3 protein-coding genes are annotated in these 2,368 nt (G+C 70.1%); 1 reads left to right on the forward strand and 2 read right to left on the reverse strand.

The window, feature by feature from the left end:
* The coding region (locus tag WA805_RS16640; RefSeq protein WP_425242794.1) for a hypothetical protein at positions 1 to 428 on the reverse strand (428 nt) is incomplete at its 3' end.
* 203 nt (positions 429 to 631) lie between these two features.
* Positions 632 to 1,285 (reverse strand): response regulator, encoded by a 654-nt coding sequence (locus WA805_RS16645; protein WP_422288540.1) that lies wholly within the window; start codon positions 1,283 to 1,285, stop codon positions 632 to 634.
* A 217-nt stretch (positions 1,286 to 1,502) separates the two neighbouring features.
* On the opposite strand from WA805_RS16645, the gene WA805_RS16650 reads away from it, so the two are divergent.
* Positions 1,503 to 2,368, forward strand: an 866-nt coding sequence (locus WA805_RS16650) for a GAF domain-containing protein (protein ID WP_425242795.1), incomplete at its 3' end; no start/stop codon positions are given.

Consider the following 2,368-nt stretch of genomic DNA (forward strand, 5'->3'; position numbering starts at 1 on the left):
CCGGGGGCGGTGTCGCCGGCGAAGGTGTACAGCGGGTGCCCGTCGAAGGTGGCCTGGACCGCGCCGTCGGATCGCTTGATGGTGCTGAAGGTGCCGGTGACCCCGGATGCGGTGGCCGGCCCGGTGACCGGCGGCCAGTTCTGCGCGCACGTGCCGTTGCAGTTGGACGTGGTGGGCGTGTCGGGGGCGAACGAGTACAGCGTGAACCCGCCGGCGTTGGTCAGCACCGTCGCGCCGCTGATCGTGGCGGTCTTCAGGCTGCCCCCGGTCGCCGCCGCCGGACTGCCGCTGGTGGTACCGCCGCTGCTGCCGCTGCTGGAGGATGTGGCCGACGAGCTGCACGCTGCCAGGACCACCGCGGCCGCGGCGACGGCCAGCAGTGCCAGCAGCATCCGGCGAGGGTTCAGCCGGGTGAGTGACCTGATCATTGCTTTCTCCTTTGGTTCCTGGGCCCGCCCGCGCCCCGCGCCAGGGGGACGCTGACGATCCCGCTATATGACCGACGATGCCGTGCCAGCGGTCTGGTCGCATCAGCGGCAGCCCCCAGGCCAGCCCCCCAGCCAGCCCCAATCGCGGGCTGCCTGCTACCCCGAAGCCGGGCGGCCGCCGGCGTCATGCGCGCCTTGCGGGTTCAGCGGGCCTTGAGGAAAGTGATCACGGCGAGGACGCGGCGGTGGTCGTCGTCGGCCTCATGCAGGTTCAGCTTGGTGAGGATGCTGCTGATGTGTTTCTCGACGGTGCCCTCGGTGACCCAGAGCCGCCGTGCGATTCCGGCGTTGGAGCGTCCTTCTGCCATCAGGTCGAGCACCTGGCGCTCTCGTTCACTGAGCGCGGCGAGCGGGTCCTCGCGGCGGCGGGCGGTCACCAGCTCCCGGACCAGCGCCGGGTCCACGACTGAGCCGCCCCTGGCGATCCGCTGCAGCGCGTCCAGGAACTCTTCCACATCGGCGACGCGGCTCTTGAGCAGGTAGCCGATGCCACCTCCGCCAGCCAGCAGCTCCATCGCGTGCTGGACTTCAACATAAGCGGACAGCACCAGGATGCCGGTATCAGGCCGTTCCTGACGGATCACCCGGGCCGCATCCAGTCCCTCAGTAGTGTGCGTCGGCGGCATCCGGATATCGGCCACTACCAGGTCGGGCTCGGTCTCGCGGGCTAGCGCAAGCAGCTGTGTGCCGTCACCGGCCTGCCCCACTACCTCATAGCCGGATCGGTCGAGCAGACTGGCCAGGCCCTCGCGGAGCAGGACATCGTCCTCGGCCAGGACTACCCGCGGCCCAGTCATGACGGGGCCCACCATGTCCCATCGGGACCGGGTTGGCCGGTTCTGCCGCTGCTCGTCATGCTTTGCATTATCGACTAGCCGTGGCCGTGGAGGATGGCGGGGGACACCGGGCCAACCTTCGCCATTGCTGGCCAGGGCGTGAGGTGACAGGCTCGGATCAGAGCGGGCTCTGCGGGCCTCGCTGAGCTGTCCGGAGTCGACTAAGCGGGTAGTTAGGGTGACCTGGTGGTCGCAATGGCGGCGCCGACGGTTCTGGGTGGAGATCGTCCTGGCCGTGCTGGTGGGCGTCGCCGCGTTCGTTGTCGCGGCTGTTGTGAGCACAGCCGCGCGATCTCACGTGCCTTCCTTGCTCCTGGGCCTGCTCTTCCTCCTGGCCGTGCTGGCCGTCGCCCGCTACGCCGGGATCTTGTACGCGCTCCCGGTCGGGGTCGTGACCATCGAGGCGTTCGACTGGTACTTTCTGCCTCCGCTGCGCAACCTCGACAGGGCGACCGTGCTCGTGCTCGGCCTGTTCCTGGCGATGGCGGTGATTGTCGGCGCGGTCGCGACTCAGGCCGGCCGCCGCGCGGCCGAGTCAGAACAGGCACGGGGCGTGCTGGCCGACGAGCAGGCCGCGCTACGGCGGGTGGCGACGCTGATCGCCCGCCAGCCCTCGCCCGCGGAGGTCTTCGCCGCTGTGACCGAGGAGGCCGCCAGGCTCCTGCACTTCGACAGTGCCCACCTGATCGTCTACGAGCGGGATCAGACCGCGACGGTGGTCGGGGCCTACAACCTGCGGGGGCAGGCGCTGCCGGCGGGCACCCGGGTACCGGTGGAAGGCGACAACATCATCGGCCGCGTGTTCCGCACGCAACAGCCGGCCCGCATCGACGACTACAGCAATGCCAGCGGCCCGGTGACCGAGAAGGTCCGCGCCATAGGGGTCCGCACGGCGGTCGGGGTTCCGGTCCTGGCCGGCGGACGGCTCTGGGGGATCATGGCCGTCGGCTCCTCGCGACCGGAGCCGCTGCCCGCGGAAACCGAGACGCGCATCGGCGCGTTCACCGAGCTCGTCGCCATGGCAATCGCGAACGCCGCGGCGCG

The sequence above is a fragment of the Trebonia sp. genome, assembly GCF_049794275.1.
Taxonomy (GTDB): Bacteria; Actinomycetota; Actinomycetes; order Streptosporangiales; family Streptosporangiaceae; genus Trebonia.

Excerpts from the sequence above, each read along its gene's own strand:
- WA805_RS16645 (WP_422288540.1), bottom strand. The coding sequence starts at position 1,285 with ATGACTGGGCCGCGGGTAGTCCTGGCCGAGGACGATGTCCTGCTCCGC.